Source organism: Bradyrhizobium sp. SBR1B (assembly GCF_014198205.1).
In the GTDB taxonomy this organism is placed as follows: domain Bacteria; phylum Pseudomonadota; class Alphaproteobacteria; order Rhizobiales; family Xanthobacteraceae; genus Bradyrhizobium.
The window spans coordinates 17708-33992 of record NZ_JACIHC010000021.1; the positions used below are offsets into that span (position 1 = coordinate 17708).

14 protein-coding genes are annotated in these 16285 nt (G+C 65.5%); 11 read left to right on the forward strand and 3 right to left on the reverse strand.

Annotated features, from left to right (window positions below; all coding sequences use genetic code 11):
• Positions 1-5 precede the first annotated feature (5 nt).
• Both GGD61_RS34135 and GGD61_RS34140 read left to right on the forward strand, forming a co-directional pair.
• Positions 6-650 carry a ThuA domain-containing protein gene (locus GGD61_RS34135; RefSeq protein WP_026201593.1) on the forward strand — a complete coding sequence of 215 codons (645 nt, stop codon included), beginning with the start codon at positions 6-8 and terminating at the stop codon, positions 648-650.
• Positions 647-1696, forward strand: a complete 1050-nt coding sequence (locus GGD61_RS34140; protein WP_026201594.1) for a LacI family DNA-binding transcriptional regulator — start codon at positions 647-649, stop codon at positions 1694-1696. The genes GGD61_RS34135 and GGD61_RS34140 overlap by 4 nt, the downstream gene beginning before the upstream one ends.
• A gap of 129 nt (positions 1697-1825) precedes the next feature.
• Here the strand turns inward: GGD61_RS34140 and GGD61_RS34145 are convergent, their stop codons facing one another.
• Entirely contained in the window at positions 1826-2866 is a 1041-nt protein-coding gene (locus tag GGD61_RS34145; protein ID WP_092261881.1) for a tripartite tricarboxylate transporter substrate binding protein, read from the reverse strand.
• A 211-nt stretch (positions 2867-3077) separates the two neighbouring features.
• Positions 3078-4046 (reverse strand): LysR family transcriptional regulator, encoded by a 969-nt coding sequence (locus GGD61_RS34150; protein ID WP_177237467.1) that lies wholly within the window; start codon positions 4044-4046, stop codon positions 3078-3080.
• A 173-nt stretch (positions 4047-4219) separates the two neighbouring features.
• On the opposite strand from GGD61_RS34150, the gene GGD61_RS34155 reads away from it, so the two are divergent.
• The 9 genes from GGD61_RS34155 to GGD61_RS34195 all read left to right on the forward strand — a co-directional run bounded on the left by GGD61_RS34155 (position 4220) and on the right by GGD61_RS34195 (position 15509).
• Positions 4220-4840 carry a UbiX family flavin prenyltransferase gene (locus GGD61_RS34155; RefSeq protein WP_183231929.1) on the forward strand — a complete coding sequence of 207 codons (621 nt, stop codon included), beginning with the start codon at positions 4220-4222 and terminating at the stop codon, positions 4838-4840.
• Between the two features lie 26 nt (positions 4841-4866).
• On the forward strand, positions 4867-6285 hold the full coding sequence (locus GGD61_RS34160) for a UbiD family decarboxylase (protein WP_092261884.1): 1419 nt from the start codon (positions 4867-4869) through the stop codon (positions 6283-6285).
• A 124-nt stretch (positions 6286-6409) separates the two neighbouring features.
• Positions 6410-7249, forward strand: coding sequence for a helix-turn-helix transcriptional regulator (locus tag GGD61_RS34165; protein WP_091952531.1), 840 nt, complete (start codon positions 6410-6412; stop codon positions 7247-7249).
• Positions 7250-7392: 143 nt separating this feature from the next.
• On the forward strand, positions 7393-10401 hold the full coding sequence (locus GGD61_RS34170; RefSeq protein ID WP_092261885.1) for a molybdopterin cofactor-binding domain-containing protein: 3009 nt from the start codon (positions 7393-7395) through the stop codon (positions 10399-10401).
• Positions 10398-11213: a xanthine dehydrogenase family protein subunit M gene (locus GGD61_RS34175; RefSeq protein WP_092261886.1), complete on the forward strand. Its 816-nt coding sequence runs from the start codon at positions 10398-10400 to the stop codon at positions 11211-11213. The genes GGD61_RS34170 and GGD61_RS34175 overlap by 4 nt, the downstream gene beginning before the upstream one ends.
• Complete coding sequence (locus GGD61_RS34180; protein ID WP_092261887.1) at positions 11210-11728, forward strand: (2Fe-2S)-binding protein; 519 nt, start codon at positions 11210-11212, stop codon at positions 11726-11728. The genes GGD61_RS34175 and GGD61_RS34180 overlap by 4 nt, the downstream gene beginning before the upstream one ends.
• Positions 11721-13265, forward strand: a complete 1545-nt coding sequence (locus GGD61_RS34185; RefSeq protein WP_092261888.1) for an AMP-binding protein — start codon at positions 11721-11723, stop codon at positions 13263-13265. Before GGD61_RS34180 ends, GGD61_RS34185 begins: the two co-directional genes overlap by 8 nt.
• 29 nt (positions 13266-13294) lie before the next feature.
• Positions 13295-14101: an enoyl-CoA hydratase/isomerase family protein gene (locus GGD61_RS34190; protein WP_092261952.1), complete on the forward strand. Its 807-nt coding sequence runs from the start codon at positions 13295-13297 to the stop codon at positions 14099-14101.
• 76 nt (positions 14102-14177) lie between these two features.
• Complete coding sequence (locus tag GGD61_RS34195; RefSeq protein ID WP_183231930.1) at positions 14178-15509, forward strand: MFS transporter; 1332 nt, start codon at positions 14178-14180, stop codon at positions 15507-15509.
• Positions 15510-15548: 39 nt separating this feature from the next.
• On the opposite strand, the gene GGD61_RS34200 is transcribed toward GGD61_RS34195, so the two are convergent.
• A complete protein-coding gene (locus GGD61_RS34200; protein WP_092261890.1) occupies positions 15549-16283 on the reverse strand; it encodes an SDR family NAD(P)-dependent oxidoreductase in 735 nt (244 codons plus the stop codon).
• Positions 16284-16285: the final 2 nt, after the last annotated feature.

Below are 16285 nucleotides of genomic sequence, written 5' to 3' on the forward strand. Positions count from 1 at the left end.
TGACCATGCGCAAAGCAATGATTGTATGGGGCGGCTGGCCGGGACACGATCCGGATCTCTGCGCCTCGATGATTCGCGGCTGGCTGAGGGCGGAAGGTTTCGAGGTGCGGATCGAGACGACGACGGCGGCATTCGCCGATCCTGAGATCCACGACATGTCGCTGATCATCCCGATCTACACGATGTCGAAGATCGAGAAGGCGGAAGCGCTCAATCTCTGCGCGGCGGTGCGGAGCGGCGTCGGGCTCGCCGGCCATCATGGCGGCATGTGCGACGCGTTCCGCGATTCCGTCGACTACCAGTTCATGTGCGGCGGGCAGTGGGTTGCCCATCCCGGCAACATCATCGACTACAAGGTCGACTTGACGAAGCCGGATGACCCCATCATGAAGGGCCTGAACAGTTTCGAACATCGTTCCGAGCAGTATTACATGCATGTCGACCCCGCCAACGAGGTGCTGGCGACGACGACCTTCACCGGCGAGCACGCCCCGTGGATCGAGGGTGTGGTGATGCCCGTGGTCTGGAAGAAGCGCTACGGCGCGGGTAGGGTGTTCTATTCTTCGCTCGGCCACCGTGCCTACGAGCTCGACGTGCCGGAGATCCGGACACTGATGACCCGCGGCATGCTGTGGGCGGCGCGCGAATGACGGGTGGGGCGACGCAGCCGGCGATTCGCGCCACGCTCGAGGACGTCGCGCGTGCGGCCGGCGTTTCGCTTGCGACCGTCGATCGAGTCGTCAACCGGCGCGAGGGCGTGCGCGCCAAGACCGTCGCGCGTGTCGAGGCCGCGGTGGCAAAACTCGGCTATCGCGCCGACCTCGCGGCGGCGCGGCTCGCCCGTGGGCAAACATTCCGCTTCGCCTTCGTGCTGCCGACCGGCAGCAACAGCTTCATGACCAATCTGAGCGAGCAGGTCCTGCGCACCGCGGACTGGCTCGCCGGCCAGCGCGGCTTCATCGACATTCTCCATGTCGATGTGTTCGATGCGGATGTGCTCGCCGGCGCGCTGGAGACCCTGTCGCCGGCCTACCAGGGCGTTGCCGTCATCGCGCTCGATCATCCCAGGGTTCGGGCCGCGATCGACGAGCTCGTCGGACGCGGGGTCGCCGTGGTGACCCTCGTGTCGGACGCGCCAAGCTCGCGCCGCCTGCACTATGTCGGCATCGACAATCCCGCCGCAGGCCGCACTGCCGCGACGCTGATGGGGCGCTTCCTCGCCGGGCGCGAGGGGACGGTCGCGGTGATCGCGGGATCGCTGTCGCTGCGCGATCACACCGAACGGCAGTTCGGTTTCCACCAGATCCTGTCCAGCGAGTATCCAAACCTGCCCGCGCTGCCGGTCATCGAGGGCCGCGACGATAGCGATCGCACACGGGAGCTCACGGCCGCGCTGCTCGCGCGCCATGCAGATCTTCGCGGCATATACTGCTGCGGTGCCGGAAACCGCGGCATCGCCGATGCGCTCGAGGCTTCGGGCCGCGCTCGCGAAGTGGTCTGGATTACCCATGAGCTGACCCAATACACACGGCGTTTCCTGGTTCGCGGCACCCTCGATGCCGTGATCAATCAGGATCCCGGGCACGAGGCGCGCTCCGCGGCACGCATTCTGCTCGCGCACTGTTCGGGCGAGCCAATCAGCGCCGACCAGGAGCGCATCCGCATCGACATTTTTCTGCGGGACAATCTGCCGTAACGCGAGCTCATACCGCGAGCGCCGCAGCGTTGAGCCAGGCGCGGGCCGGTCAGCGAGCGAGCTTTGGGCGAGCAGAGCGCGGATAGCGGATCACGCGGAAGCGGCTGACGACTACCCAAAAGCTGTAAGTCACATCGGCTCGATGCCGATCTTCTTGATGATCCCGGCCCATTTCTTGGTTTCCGCGGTCATGAAATCCTTAAGACCTCGGGGGTCCATTACCAGGGGCTCGGCGCCCTGCTCCACCAAGAGGGTACGCACCTTCGGATCGTTCATGGCTTCGATCATGGCGGCATAGAGCTTGTCGATAACGGCGGTGCCGGTGCCCGCGGGCGCGAGCAGGGCAAGCCACGCCGCGCTCTCGTAATCCTTCAGGCCAGCCTCGGCCGCGGTCGGCACGTCCGGCAGCGCCGTCATGCGTTTGTCGCTGGCAACCGCGAGCGGGCGCGCGTCGCCGCTCCTGATCAGACCGATGACGTTCGGCAAGAGCTGGAAGCCCAGTGGGACTTGGCCCGCGATGAAGTCCGGCGTGTAAGCGGCGATGTTGCGGTAAGGAACGTGGGTTATCTCGGTGCCTGTGAGCTGCTCGAAATAGGCGGCCGCGAGGTGCTGCGACGAGCCGACTCCGACCGTCCCGTAGTTCAGCTCCCGGGGGCGCGCCTTGGTGTACTCGATCAGTTCGCGCAGCGATTTCGGCGGCAGCCTCGAATTGATCACAATGACATTCGGCAGCGTGGCAAACAGTCCGATCGGGGCAAGATCCTTCAGCGGATCGTAGGGCAGCTCCTTGTACAATGATCGGTTCGCGGCCAGTGGGCCCGAGGTGCTCATCAGCAGCGTGTAGCCGTCCGGGGCGGCATGTGCAGCGGCCGCGGTACCGATATTGCCGCCGGCTCCAGGGCGATTGTCGACCACGAAGGCCTGTCCCAATGACGCCGACATGCGGTTAAGGAGGATGCGCGTGATGACGTCGCTGGCGCTGCCGCCTGCGAAGGGCACGAGCACCTGGATCGGACGCGCGGGGTAGTCTTGCGCTTGCGCAGGACGCGGCCCGGTGGCGGAGAGAGCTGCGCCCAGGCCGAGCGAGAGCAAAGACCTGCGGTCAGGGTGAAATCCTTCAACGCGCGGCGCTGTGCCGTCCGTGATCTTGCTGTGACCGAACCTTGCCATCTCGGACTGAATCTCCCGACCGTGTCTTGTTCTGCAAGCCTTGGGAGCGTCCGTGACAAGAATGTCCGGGAGGAGCGCCAGGCCGCGATTTTCTGCGCCTGGACCGTAGTTAGCGGCTTGACGTGACCGTCATGCCGGCTCGTCTCGAAACTTACCAACCCGTCTCATTTTGCAACGGGCGCGACATCTTGTCCGAATGAGCGTTCGGAATTCAGGAAATCATCTTCCCAGCCTTGTGACGCCGCTTGCGGGATGACGAGGCTGCGCGGCCGGAGCCAGGTTCAGCCAACTCCTTTGCCACCGCGGCGGCCTGCGCCAGATCGTGGCTGATGACGTCCAGCACGGCCTTGGCCGCAACCGAGACCGCTCGCCGCGGGTGATGCACCCAGGCGATCGAGCGAACGATCCGTTGCGCGTCGAAACGATGGGCTCGAATGGTTCCGCTTGCCAGTGACTGCCGGAGCGCGATGGTCGGCAGCACGGTCGCGAAGTCGGTGGTCGCGATCACGTCGCAGAGGGCGGGCAGCGTGTCGAGCTCCAGGCGCGGCCGCAGGTCGATGCCGAGGGCTGCGGCGTGCTCATCGAGGATCAGCCGCAGTCCGTGGCGCTTGGATGGTAGCACCAGATCGAAATTCGCGATGTGGTCGAAGCGCAGTTTTGCGGGCGGCTTGATCGGGCCGTCCTTGCGGCAGACGAACACCATTTCCTCGTCCATGATGTGATGCGCGGCGAGCGGCATCCTTCGGCGCGGCACGTTGATCAGCGCGAAATCGAGCTGGCCGCTGTTGACCCAGTCGACCAGCGTTTCGGTGTAGCCTTCGCACGCGGAGAGGATGATCTCGGGATAGCGGCGCGCGACGGTCGCCGACGAGCTTGCCATGGTGCTCTGCGCGACCGAGGTGATGAGGCCGACCGAGACGCGGCCCGAAATCCGCCCGCCGATCTGGGCCATCTCCTGGCGCGCATACTCGGCATCGCGCACGATAGGCGCCGTCAGCCGCACCAGCGCCTCGCCGGCGCTGGTCAGCGTCATGCCCTGGACGCTGCGGTCGAACAGCTTTTGGCCGAGCTCGGCCTCGAGCTTGGCGATTTGCATGCTGAGCGCCGGCTGCACGATGTTGAGCCGGCGCGCGGCCCGCGTGACGTTCTTTTCATCGGCCAGGCACAGGAAATATTGCATCTGCCTGAGTTCCACGAGGCCAGTCCTTCGTTCGCCAACTCGCTCGCGATCCATCATCTCTGATGATGAATGATATAATCAATCATTATTTGTTGTGATGGCAGAGATTGCCTAGTTTTGCGGCCGGCCACGTGACCTCGAGGGTACGTGCCTACGGGAGCGAAATCAGACATATGCAGCACGCAGCGCCCAAGCGCATGATCATCGGCATTTCCGGCGCCTCGAGCGTCACCTATGGCGTGCGCCTGCTGCAACTCCTGCGCAATGCCGGCGTCGAGACTCACCTGGTGATGTCGAAGACGGCCGAGCAGACCTTTGCCTACGAGACCGACCTGAAGATCGCGGAGGTGAGGGAGCTCGCCAATGTCAGCCATGCGATCGACGACATGGCTTCGGCAATCTCGAGCGGCTCGTTCCGTACCGCCGGCATGATCGTGGCGCCGTGCTCGATGCGCTCGATGTCCGAGATCGCCTCGGGCGTCACCACGACGCTTTTGACCCGCGCCGCCGATGTTGTGCTCAAGGAGCGCCGGCGCCTGGTGCTGATGGTGCGCGAGACCCCGCTGCACTCCGGGCATCTCAGGACGATGACGGTTCTATCAGAGATGGGCGCGATCATCGCGCCACCTGTGCCCGCCTTCTACGCAAAACCCGAGAATCTCGACGACATGGTCGAGCACACCGTCGGCCGGGTGCTCGACCTCTTCGATATCGATATCGGCGTGGTGCGTCGCTGGGGCGAGGACGAAGCGCTCAAGCGCCGCTCGCCGTCGCTGCGCAAGATCGCGCCCTGACCCGAACGGCCGAGGAAAGATACGTCATGCGAATGCAAAATTCGGCGAAGAGCACGAACGCACCGGCCGATCTGCGTGCCTGGCTCGCTTACCTCGCCGAGCGCGGCAAGCTCGCGATTGCCCGCGAGGGCATTGCGTTGACCGATGAGCTCGCCGCTATCGCGAAGCGGCTGGAGCGCGACAGCGCGGTGCTGTTCCCGCGCCCCGACGGGCACGAAATTCCCGTCATCGCCAACCTGTTTGCCGGCCGTGATTGGGTCGCCGATTCCATCGGCGTCACCGAGGACCAGTTGCTGCCACGATTCCTTGCCGCCGCAAGCAATCCGCTGCCGACCCGCGAAGTTCCCGACGGTCCAGTGCAAGAGGTCGTTCACGACGACGTTGATCTGCTCCGACAGCTTCCAGTGCCGAAGCACAATGAACGCGATAGCGGTCCCTATATCACGGCCGGCCTGCTGATCGCCCGCAATCCGAGGACCGGCGTTCAGAACGTTTCGATTCATCGTTGTCAGGTCAGCAGCAGGAATCGTATCGGCGTTCTGCTACTGCCGCGGCACACTTTCTCTTACTATCGTCTCGCGGAGGAGCTGGGCCAAGCGCTGGAGATCGCTATCGTCATCGGCGCGCATCCGGCGCTGCTGCTGGCTTCGCAGGCGATTGCTGCGCTTGACGAGGACGAGATGGCGATTGCGGGCGCGCTGCTCGGCTCGCCCGTGGACGTCGTCAAATGTCGCACCAATTCGGTTCGCGTTCCCGCCCATGCGGAGATCGTGATTGAAGGACGGATTCTGCAAGGCGTACGCGAGCCGGAGGGTCCGTTCGGGGAATTCCCGCAATATTACGGCCCGCGCGCCAATCGCGAGGTGATCGAAGTCGATGCGATCACGCATCGCGCGGCGCCGATCTTCCATACCATCGTCGGCGGCGGCTTCGAGCACCTGATCCTCGGCGGCGTGCCGCGCGAAGCGACGCTGCTCCAGCATCTGCGCCGCAGCTTCCCGTCCGTGCTGGATGTTCGCCTCACGCGCGGCGGCACCTGCCGCTACCATCTCGCGATCAAGATGGACAAGACCAATGACGGCGAGCCGAAGAACGTCATGATGTGCGCCTTCGGCGCGCATTACGACATCAAGCAGGTGGTTGTGGTCGACAAGGATGTCGATATCTCTTCCTCCGAGGAGATCGAATGGGCGGTGGCGACGCGCTTCCAGGCCGACCGCGATCTCATGGTCGTCGCCGGCGCGCTCGGCTCGAAACTTGATCCGACCACGGATGACGGTATCGGCGCCAAGATGGGCCTCGACGCGACCGCGCCGGTCAGGGCGTCCGAGCTCGCCTTCAAGCGCATCCGCGTCAAGGGCGAGGAGGACGTCGACTTGACGACAGCCCTGCAGGCCGATCCGGGCGCTGCGGTCGCGCGCCTTCTTGCGGAGGCGCGGATGTGAGCGGGTTGCCGCCCGGAAGCGCCTTGCGTCCGTTTGCGCCGTTGGAATATGTAGCTGGGGCGGCCTATAATGCCGCACCAACAAGGCAACCATTTTGCGGCGCAACGCCGGGAGGAAGAAACTGATGTCGACGGCCCTGCGCATCGCTCATGGCGCTTTCGGCAGGGTCGCTCTGCTCGACATGGACCGTTCGCTGGTCCGCCACGCTCATCATCACTGCCACGTCCTGCTCAAGGTCGAGGGCGCCGACACCCAGTTTCTGGTCGGTGACCAGGTCACGCCGCTGACGGACACGGCCGCCGTTCTGGTCGACGGCTGGAAGCCGCATGCCTATGTGCATGACGTCAATCGCCCGCGCACGCTCATCATGGCGCTCTATATCGAGCCGGAATGGCTGAAGGAGTTCCGGCCCGGATGGGCCGCGAGTGGCGCGCCGGGCTTTTTCGAGCGGCCCTCGGGCGAAGTCTCGCCGCGCATTCGGCAACTCACGCTGCATCTTGCGGCCGAAATGATGGCGAATCCCGATGCGGTGCGAACCCACGAGCAGACCCTTTCGGACCTCATGATCGCGGTGATCGAGCGCTTCACGCCCTGGCGCAGCTTTCCGACCTCGATCCGCGGCATGAGCGCGGTGAGCTGCGACTGGCGGATCCGCCGCGCGATGGACGCGATGCGCGTGAACGATTCCTATGCCAACGTCGATCAGTTCGTGAAGGGCGCGGGCCTGTCGCGCGCGCAGTTCTTCCGCCTGTTCGAGACCTCGCTCGGCGTTTCGCCAAAGCTTTACCTCAACGTCGTCCGCATGGAGCGCGCACTCGACGCGGTGATGCGCGAGGACACGCCGCTCGGCGAGCTCAGCGAGCGCTTCGGCTTTCCGGAGCCTGCGCATTTCACGCGCTTCTTCCGCGATCATGCCGGTGTCAGCCCGCGCGAATTTCGCAACGTCTCGCGCCTCGCGGGCTGATCCTTGCGGGCTGATATTGCGCTGCACGCTCTCGAATGAGACGATTTGGTAAGTCGTGAGAGCGGGCGGTATGGCCCTCGCGCCTCCTGTCCTGACAAACGTCGCCGTCGCGTCAGAGAACGCGTCGGGAGGTATGCCGGGACATGGTGCAGGCCGCGGTTCAATCCGCAAATTCGGTTGATCAGGGTGACGACAAGCCGTGGGTCGGGCGTTCAATCGAACGCGTCGAGGATGCCGCGCTGCTCAGCGGTCGCGGCCGCTTCATCGACGATCTCGGCGTCCAGCCCGGCACGCTGCATGCGACGATCCTGCGTTCGCCGCACGCCCACGCCGATATTGTTTCGATCGACGTTGAAGCGGCCAGGCGGCTGCCGGGCGTTGCCGCGGTCCTGACCGGCGAGCAGATCAAGGCGGTCACCACAAGCCTCGTCGTCGGCGTGAAGGCGCCGGTCGAGTGCTGGCCGATCGCGGTCGAGCGTGTGCGCTATGTCGGCGAACCGGTCGCCGTGATCGTGGCGACTGATCGTGCCCGTGCTGAAGATGCAGCCGAACTCATCAATGTCGCGTATCGCCCGCGAGCGGCCACAGTCGACCCGCTCGGGGCGATAGCACCGGGTGCACCGGTCCTGCACGACGGTTTTCCCGGCAATCTCGCCAGCGACCGCGCGTTCCGCTACGGTGATCCTGAAAAAGCGTTTGCGGATGCGCCGCATCGCTTCTCCATCGACATCCGCTATCCCCGCAACTCCTGCACGCCGATCGAGACTTATGGCGTCGTCGCCTCGCATGATGCCGGCGAGGATGCCTTTGAGGTTCTCGCGAATTTTCAGGGGCCGTTCAGCATTCACACCGTGATTGCGCGTGCACTGAAGGTGCCGGGCAATCGGCTGCGGCTGCGCACGCCGCCGGATTCCGGCGGCAGCTTTGGCGTCAAGCAGGGTGTGTTTCCGTACATCGTTCTGATCGCAGCTGCGGCGCGCGTCACGGGCCGGCCGGTGAAGTGGATCGAGGACCGGCTCGAGCATCTCACCGCGTCGGTGTCAGCGACCAACCGCGCGACGACATTGGCCGCGGCGGTTGCGGCCGACGGCAAGATTCTCGCGCTCGACTGGGACCAGGTCGAGGATTGCGGCGCGCATCTGCGCGCGCCCGAGCCCGCCACGCTCTACCGCATGCACGGCAACATGACGGGGGCCTACGACATCGGCCACGTCAGGATCCGCAACCGCGTCGTCGTCACCAACAAGACACCGACCGGCCTCAACCGCGGCTTCGGCGGGCCGCAGGTCTATTTCGCGCTGGAACGCCTGGTGCAGCGCATCGCGATCGGGCTCGGTCTCGATCCGCTCGATGTCATCGAGCGCAATCTGATCGAGGCAGGTGCCTTTCCCTATCGTACCGCAACCGGCGCGTTGCTCGATTCCGGCAACTACCAGGACGCGATCGCGCGCGCGGTCGAGCAGGGCAGGCTTGCGGAACTGAAGGCGCGGCGCGACGCTGCGCGGGCAGAGGGGCGTCTCTACGGGATCGGTTTCACGGCGGTGGTGGAGCCCAGCGTCTCCAATATGGGTTACATCACAACGGTGCTGACTGCCGCCGAGCGCCGCAAGGCCGGGCCGAAGAACGGGGCGCAGGCGACCGCCACTGTCGGCCTCGATCCGGTCGGCAGCGTCACCGTTCACGTCGCCTCCGTGCCGCAGGGGCAGGGCCATCGCACCGTGCTGTCGCAGGTGGTCGCCGACGTTTTCGGCCTTGAGCCGAAGGATATCCGCGTCAACACCGAGATCGATACCGCCAAGGACGCCTGGTCGATCGCGTCGGGCAACTATGCCAGCCGTTTTGCTGCGGCGGTGGCGGGCACCGCCAAGATCGCGGCCGAGCGCGTCGCCGGCCGTCTCGCCCGTATTGCTGCCAGCCAACTCAACGTCGAGGCCGCGGACATCGTGTTCGCGAGAGGTTTCGTGACCTCAAAACAAAATCCGGAAAACCGGATCGCGTTCTCGCGCGTCGCTGCGCTCAGTCATTGGTCGCCGGGCTCGCTGCCTGACGATGCCGGCCAGACCATCCGTGAGACCGTGTTCTGGACACCGCCGGAGCTGACGCCGCCCGGCGAGGACGACCGCATCAACTCCTCGCTGTGCCATGGCTTCATCTTCGACTTCTGCGGCGTCGAGATCGACCGCATTACTCTGCAGACGCGGATCGACCGCTACGTCACCATGCACGATTGCGGCACCATCCTGCATCCCGGCATGGTCAATGGCCAGATCCGTGGCGGCTTCGCGCAGGCGCTCGGTGCCGCGCTCTACGAGGAATATGCCTACGCCGAGGACGGCAGTTTCCTCACGGGAACGCTCGCGGACTATCTGCTGCCGACCACCACCGAGGTGCCGGAGCCCGAGATCTTCCACATGGAGACGCCATCGCCGTTCACGCCACTCGGCGCGAAAGGCGTCGGCGAAGGCAATTGCATGTCGACGCCGGTGTGCCTCGCCAATGCGGTTGCGGACGCGCTCGGCGTTGCCGACATCACGTTGCCGCTGGTGCCCGCGCGGCTTGCCGAGCTGGTGCGCGGCGCCGAGCCGCCGCCTCCCGCGGATGGCGTGGCCGCGGCGCCTGCGCGCGAATCAGATCGGCGGCTTCGCGGCGAAGGGCAGGCCTCGGTGAGGGGGACGCCCGAGCAGGTCTGGGTCATGCTGCTCGATCCCGCCACGCTCCAATCGATCATTCCCGGCTGCCAGCGCGTCGACAAGATCACCGAGACGCATTTCCGCGCCGACGTCACGCTCGGCATCGGACCCGTCACCGGGCGCTATCGCGCCGACGTGGAGCTGTTCGATCTCGATCCGCCGCGCGCGGTCACCTTGCGCGGCGGCGCCACCGGCGCGCTCGGCTTCGGCAGCGCTGAGGGGCGCGTCACGCTCGCGCCCGACGGCAGCGGCGGGACGAAGCTGACCTACAGCTATGACGCCGCGATCGGCGGCAAGATCGCAAGCATCGGCGGCCGGCTGCTCGACGGCGCGACGCGGGTGATCATCGGCCAGTTCTTCGCCGCGCTGGCCCGCAGGGCCGGCGGTGGTGGTGCGTCGGGCGGCTTCTCGCTGTTGGCTCTGCTGGCGAAGGTCGCCGGCCTGTTCGGGGGGCGCCGATGAAGCCGCCCGCATTTGACTATCTCCGCGCCGAGACCGTCGGCGAAGTCCTTGACGGGCTGGCGCAACAAGGCGGCGATGCCCGTGTGCTCGCCGGCGGACAGTCACTGATGGCGATGCTCAACATGCGCCTCGCCAAGCCGAAGCTTCTGATCGACATCATGCGGATCCCGGAGCTCCGCAAGATCGAGCGTAAAACTGATGCCGTCGTCATCGGTGCCGGCGTGCGCCAGGCCGATCTGCTGGCCTGGCCGGATCTGGCCGAGGCATTGCCGCTGGTGGCGCTGGCGCTGCCCTGCGTCGGTCACATGCAGACCCGCAGCCGCGGCACTATCTGCGGCTCGCTCGCGCATGCCGATCCCAGCGCCGAGATGCCGCTCGCGCTGGTCGCGCTCGGCGGCGAGGTGCTTTTGCGCAGTGCCAGGCGCCGTCGCCGCGTCGCGGCCAAGGATTTCTTCGCCGGCATGATGCTGACGGCGCGCAGCGACGACGAGCTGATCGAAGGCATCTCGCTTCCGGTCATCAATGGATCTCGCTTCGCGTTCCGCGAGGTCGCACGCCGGCACGGCGATTTTGCCATCGTGGCCTGCGCCGCGACGAAGACGCCATCCGGCGTCCGCCTCGCGGTCGGTGGCGTTGCGGACGTCCCGACCGCGCGGGACTGGCCGCGACTCGAGGGCAGCGCGGTCGACGATGCCCTCAACGCCTTTGCCTACGAGCTCGGCGCCCGCGACGACGTCCATGCCACCGCGCGCTATCGCCGCGACCTCGTGCGCATGATCGGCCGCGATCTGATCGGCGAGGTTCTCCGATGAGCCGTTTCAAATCCGACGCCCGCCATCCCATCCACGTCTCGCTGAATGGCGAGCCCGTCGCGGGGGAAGCCGAACCTCGGACGCTGCTGTCCGATTTCCTGCGCCACCGATTGGGCGCCACCGGCACCCATGTCGGCTGCGAGCACGGCGTCTGCGGCGCCTGCACGGTCGTCGTCGACGGCATGCTGACCCGTTCCTGCCTCACGCTGGCGGCGCAGGTCGATGGCTGCGAGATCAGGACGGTTGAAGGGCTTGCACCCGCGGCCGATCGTCTCGGCGTACTGCAACAGGCCTTCCGCCGTCACCACGCGCTCCAATGCGGCTTCTGCACCGCCGGCATCCTGATGTCGCTCGATCATTATCTCGCCAGGAACCCGGCGCCGACCGAGGCGGAGATTCGCGATCTCCTCAGCGGGCATCTGTGCCGCTGCACCGGCTACACGCCGATCATCCAGGCGGCCCTCGAAGCCGCCGCCCAGCTCGCTTCATCAAAAAAAGAGACGTCAGATGCTTGATCTCGCCAGCAGCTTCATGGCCAGCGCCGCGCGCGATCCGCGCGCCATCGCTCTGGTCGACGGCGATCTCCGCCTGACCTACCGGCAATGGTACGACAAGGTCTCTGCTTTGGTCGCATCCTTCGGCCGCCTGGGCCTCAAGCCCGGCGACCACGTCGTCACGCTGCTGCAAAACCGCTGGGAGGCCGCGACGCTGCATTGGGCCTGCCAGTTCGCAGGACTTGTAATCACCCCGATCAACTGGCGAGCCAAGGCCGACGAGCTGGACTTCTGCATCGAGAACGCCGAAGCCCGCGCAGTTTTCTACCAGGATGTCTCTGCCGAGGCGGTGCAGGGTTCGGCGCTCGCCGGCCGGGTGCTACGCGTGTCGGTCGATCCGGGCACAGGCGACGCGGTGGGCTTTGCCGATCTTATCAGGGGCAGCGCGCTCGACGCCGAGCCGTGCGTCGACTCTGATGCCTGGTCCATCATGCTCTACACATCGGGCACAACCTCGCGGCCGAAGGGCGTGCCGCGGCGTCATCGCGCCGAGCGTGCCGCGGCGATCGCCCATGTCGCGCAAAACCTCTACGGCCGCGGCGAGCGCACGCTCGGCGTGATGCCGCTCTACCACACCATGGGCGTCCGCTCGTTGCTCGCGATGTCGCTGATCGGCGGCAGCTTCATCTGCTTGCCGCGCTATGACAGCCGCCAGGCGCTGGAGCTGATCGAGCGGGAAGGGATCACCAATCTCTATCTGGTGCCGACGCTCTATCACGATCTCGTCCATCACGGGGCCTTTGCCCGGACCGACGTCTCCAGCGTGCGCAAGCTCGGCTTTGCCGGCGCCTCGATGACGGATGGCCTGCTGAAGAAGCTGAACGAGGCCTTCAGGCCGGAGCTGTTTGTCAATCATTACGGCAGTTCCGAGATCTACACCTTCACCATCGATCAGAACGCTACGGCAAAACCCGGCTCGGCGGGCAAGGCCGGGCTGAACCAGCACGTCAAGGTCGTGCGCATCGGCGCGCGTTCGGTGACGGAGCTTGCCGCGGTGGGCGAGGAGGGTGAGATCATCGCCACGCTCGCGGGCGACGAAGCCTTTGACGGCTACTGGCGCCGCCCCGAGGCCGACGCCAAGTCGCTGCGCGAGGGCTGGTATTTCACCGGCGACACCGGCTTTATCGATCCGGACGGCGACCTGTTCGTCACGGGCCGCGTCGACGACATGATCATCACCGGCGGCGAGAACGTCTCGCCGGTCGAGATCGAGAGCTGCCTGTCGCTGCACCCGGCCGTCGACGAGGTCGCGGTGGTTGGCGTCGCCGACGAAAAATGGGGCAAGGTCGTCGCCGCCTTCGTCAAGCGCAATCGCAACGTTTCCGAGATCGAGCTGGAGAAGTTCTGCCGCACCTCGGGCCTCGCCAATTTCAAGCGGCCGCGCCGCTACGTCTTCGTCGACGCGATTCCGAAATCGCCGGTCGGCAAGCTGCTGCGGCGCCTGCTCGTCGCCGGAGAATACGAGACCGAGCGCCGGCCGCCATCGGACGGCGCTTGATCGTCACGCATCAACAGAAGGAAGCGAAAATGCCGTCACCCTATACTTTTGCCGATCCTCGGCTCGCCAAGCTCGATGGGTTCAAAGTCGAGATCGATGAGGCGCATGAGCGCGCGGACATCATCCTGGGACGTCCGCCCTACAACGTCGTGGCGATGCCGCAGCGCGACCAGCTCCGGCTGACCTTCGAGACTCTCGACGAGGATCCGCGCGTGCGCATCATCGTGCTGCGCGGAGAGGGCGAGCATTTCTCGAGCGGCGGCAATATCGGAGGCTTCATGGAAGCGAGCCCCGAGCACGTCTCCAAGCTCGCCTGGAACATCGCCGCGCCGGCGCGTTGCGCCAAGCCTGTCATCGTCGCCAATCGCGGCTATTGCTTCGGCGTTGGCTTCGAGCTGTCGCTGGCCTGCGACTTCCGTATCGCCTCGGAGACCACGCAGTACGCGCTGCCCGAGCAGAAGCTCGGACAGATCCCGGGCTCCGGCGGGTCGGCGCGGCTGCAGAAGATGGTCGGCATCACCCGCACCAAGGACATCGTGATGCGCTCCAAGCGCATCTCGGCGAAGCAGGCGCTGGAGTGGGGCATCGCCACCGAATGCGTGCCCGATTCCGAACTGGAGAAGGCGACCGACAAGCTCGTCGACGAGCTCCGCAGCTTCTCGCCGCTGGCGCAGCGCACCGCCAAGAAACTCCTGAACGACACCGAGGATTCGACGCTCGCCATCGCCATCGAGCTCGAAGGCCATTGCTACAGCCGTCTGCGCCAGTCGGAAGATTTCAGGGAAGGCGTCGAGGCCTTCAACGCCAAGCGTCCGCCGAAATTCGCCGGTCGCTGATACGCGACGCAACAAGCTGCCGCGGTTCGCAATGGCGCGGATCGCGGCCCTATTCAAACGGGGAGGGTAAAACAAAATGGCTGAGATGGATATGCCGGTCGCCGGTGCACGGGCATCGACGGATAACAAGCAGATGGTCAATGCGATCATCGCATCAGTGCTCGGATGGGCACTCGACCTGTTCGATTTGTTCATTCTGCTCTATGTGGCGCCGGTGGTTGGCGCGCTGTTCTTCCCGTCGAGCAATGCGGCGCTGTCGCTCGCCGCGGTCTACGGTTCGTTCGCCGTTACGCTGCTGATGCGACCGCTCGGTTCGGCGGTGTTCGGGCACTACGGCGACGTGCACGGCCGCAAGCAGGCGATGCTGATCGCCATCATCGGCGTCGGCATCAGCACGGCCGCGTTCGGCTTGCTGCCGACCATTGCGCAGGTCGGCGTGATCGCTCCCATCGTATTCCTGATCCTACGCCTGGTGCAGGGCGTGTTCGTCGGTGGTGTCGTAGCCTCGACCCACACGATCGGTACGGAATCGGTGCCGCCGCATTGGCGCGGCGCGATGTCGGGCCTGGTCGGCGGCGGCGGCGCCGGCATTGGCGCGCTGCTGGCGTCCTTCATCTTCCTGATCACGTCCTCGGTATTCCCCGGAGATGCCTTTGCCGTCTGGGGCTGGCGCTTCATGTTCTTCTCGGGTCTGCTGAGCTCGCTGCTCGGCTGGTTCATCTTCCGTAATCTTGAAGAATCTCCCTACTTCAAGGAGCTCAAGCGCCAGCAGGGCAACAAGCAGGCGAAGGTCTCGAAGGCGCCGGTCAAGGACGTATTGTCCCGCGAGTATCGCGGCGTCCTGCTGATCAACCTGCTCATTACCTTCGGCGGCGGCGCCGGGTATTATCTGACCTCGGGGTACCTGCCGAGCTTCCTGAAAGTCATCAACGCGGTTCCGAACCAGATCTCTTCGCTGATCCTGATGGGCGCCAGCGTCTCGGCGTTCTTCGCCGCGGTGCTGGTCGGCGCGCTGAGCGATCTCATCGGCCGCAAGAAGACGTTCCTGCTGATCGGGGTCCTGGCGGCGGTGCTGTTGCCGCTGTGCTATCTGAACCTCGCCGCGACCAAGGACACCACGCAGATCACGCTTCTTGCGCTTGCCATCGCGTTCATCGGCAATGCCGGCTATGCGCCGGTGCTGATCTTCCTGAACGAGCGTTTCCCCACGGCGCTCCGCGCCAGCGGCACCGGCCTGTCATGGAACATCGGCTTTGCGCTGGGCGGTATGATGCCGACGTTCGTTTCGCTGGTAAGCGGCAGCCCCGCGGAGATTCCGATGTCGCTGGCCTCCTTCGCAGTCGGCGTGTTCGTGATCTATTTGATCGGCGCGATCGTGATCCCCGAAACCAAGGGCAACTTCCGCTGAGCTGGATCGGCGCGGCTGCACCTGCGGCCGCGCCAGCCACTACCCCGCAAGAAACCCGCCATCCACCGCGACCACCGTTCCGGTCGCGTATTGCGAGGCCGGCATGCAGAGGAAGGCGACGGCACCGGCGATGTCCTCGGGCTGGCCCCAGCGCTTGAACGCGGTGCGGTCGGCGATGCGCTGATAATGGGCGCGGTCGGTGCGGCCGGCTGCATTGATCGCGGTTTCGACATAGCCGGGCGCAACGGCGTTGACGCGGATGCCGTCTTCGGCCCACGCCAGGGCCAGCGCCTTGGTCAGCATCACGACGCCGCCCTTGCTGGCGCAATAGGCAGGAATCCGCGGCAGAGCCAGAGTTGCATTCATCGAGGCGATGTTGACGATCGATCCTTTCATCTTCGCCAGCTGCGAGCGGAACGCCATGCAGGTCCGGAACGTGCCCGTGAGATTGACGTCGAGCACTTTCATGAAGGTCTCGATTTCGTATTCCTTGTCCCGCGCCAGGATGCCGGCACAATTGATCAACGCGTCGACGCGTTGGTGCTGCCCGGCGAGTGACCCGACGGCTTCATCGCTCGTGACATCGAGCGTCGTGAGCGCAAGTCCGGCGCGCGGCTTGAGCAGGGAGCGTGCGAGATCGGCGTCATTGACGCCTGTGGCGGTCACCGTCGCCCCGAGGTCGCAGAACTGGTTGCTGATCGCGGCGCCGATGTCGCCGGCGCCACCGATCACGACGGCATGAAAGCCGGGGGTGAGAGAAAAGCTGGCACTCATCG

Bases quoted from the DNA above. Each gene is read 5' to 3' on its own strand.
- GGD61_RS34140 (WP_026201594.1), top strand. From the start codon at position 647: ATGACGGGTGGGGCGACGCAGCCGGCGATTCGCGCCACGCTCGAGGAC.
- GGD61_RS34160 (WP_092261884.1), top strand. From the start codon at position 4,867: ATGCGAATGCAAAATTCGGCGAAGAGCACGAACGCACCGGCCGATCTG.
- GGD61_RS34150 (WP_177237467.1), bottom strand. From the start codon at position 4,046: ATGCAATATTTCCTGTGCCTGGCCGATGAAAAGAACGTCACGCGGGCC.
- GGD61_RS34195 (WP_183231930.1), top strand. From the start codon at position 14,178: ATGGCTGAGATGGATATGCCGGTCGCCGGTGCACGGGCATCGACGGAT.
- GGD61_RS34170 (WP_092261885.1), top strand. From the start codon at position 7,393: ATGGTGCAGGCCGCGGTTCAATCCGCAAATTCGGTTGATCAGGGTGAC.
- GGD61_RS34165 (WP_091952531.1), top strand. From the start codon at position 6,410: ATGTCGACGGCCCTGCGCATCGCTCATGGCGCTTTCGGCAGGGTCGCT.
- GGD61_RS34190 (WP_092261952.1), top strand. From the start codon at position 13,295: ATGCCGTCACCCTATACTTTTGCCGATCCTCGGCTCGCCAAGCTCGAT.
- GGD61_RS34180 (WP_092261887.1), top strand. From the start codon at position 11,210: ATGAGCCGTTTCAAATCCGACGCCCGCCATCCCATCCACGTCTCGCTG.
- GGD61_RS34135 (WP_026201593.1), top strand. From the start codon at position 6: ATGCGCAAAGCAATGATTGTATGGGGCGGCTGGCCGGGACACGATCCG.
- GGD61_RS34200 (WP_092261890.1), bottom strand. From the start codon at position 16,283: ATGAGTGCCAGCTTTTCTCTCACCCCCGGCTTTCATGCCGTCGTGATC.
- GGD61_RS34155 (WP_183231929.1), top strand. From the start codon at position 4,220: ATGCAGCACGCAGCGCCCAAGCGCATGATCATCGGCATTTCCGGCGCC.
- GGD61_RS34145 (WP_092261881.1), bottom strand. From the start codon at position 2,866: ATGGCAAGGTTCGGTCACAGCAAGATCACGGACGGCACAGCGCCGCGC.
- GGD61_RS34175 (WP_092261886.1), top strand. From the start codon at position 10,398: ATGAAGCCGCCCGCATTTGACTATCTCCGCGCCGAGACCGTCGGCGAA.
- GGD61_RS34185 (WP_092261888.1), top strand. From the start codon at position 11,721: ATGCTTGATCTCGCCAGCAGCTTCATGGCCAGCGCCGCGCGCGATCCG.